This is a genomic window from Rhodosalinus sediminis (genome assembly GCF_003385555.1).
GTDB lineage: Bacteria > Pseudomonadota > Alphaproteobacteria > Rhodobacterales > Rhodobacteraceae > Rhodosalinus > Rhodosalinus sediminis.
Genome location: NZ_QOHR01000088.1, coordinates 1 through 637 on the forward strand (window position 1 = coordinate 1; position 637 = coordinate 637).

The 637-nt window shown below is 72.2% G+C and carries 1 protein-coding gene; it reads left to right on the forward strand.

Features of this window, described 5'->3' with window-relative positions; genetic code table 11:
• Nucleotides 1–592: cytochrome c biogenesis CcdA family protein (locus tag DRV84_RS15215; RefSeq protein WP_115982158.1), on the forward strand; the 592-nt coding region annotated here is incomplete at its 5' end.
• Nucleotides 593–637 lie beyond the last annotated feature (45 nt).

The following is a 637-nucleotide window of genomic DNA, read 5'->3' on the forward strand; positions in this document are numbered from 1 at the left end:
CGCGGGGCGCGGCCGGGCGGTGGTGCCGGCGCTCTTCTTCGTGCTCGGGCTCTCGACGGTCTTCGTCTTTCTCGGCTTCACCGCCTCGGCGGCGGGGCGGGCGTTCCTCGCCTATCAGGACTGGTTCAACACGGTGGCCGGGCTGATCGTCATGGGCTTCGGCGCGCATTTCGTGGGCGTCTACCGCATCGGCTTTCTCGACCGCGAGGCGCGCATCGGCGCGGAGGCGCGCGCGGGCAGCGCCTTCGGGGCCTATGTCCTCGGTCTCGCCTTCGCCTTCGGCTGGACGCCCTGCATCGGACCGCAGCTCGGCGCGATCCTCTCGCTCGCGGCGAGCGAGGCGGACCTGGGCCGCGGCGCGGCGCTCCTCGGCGTCTACGCGGCCGGGCTCGGGGTGCCGTTTCTCCTGGTGGCAGCCTTCCTGCCGCGGCTCGGCGGGCTGATGGGCTGGATGAAGCGGCACATGGAGCGCATCGAGCGGGTGATGGGGCTTTTGCTCTGGACGATCGGGCTCCTGATGCTGACGGGCGGCTTCTCGGCCTTCTCCTTCTGGCTCCTGGAGACCTTCCCGGCCCTCGCCGCGCTCGGCTAAGCGCGCGACCGGCGCCGCCGCGCAAGGCGCTTCGAAGCGCCTTGC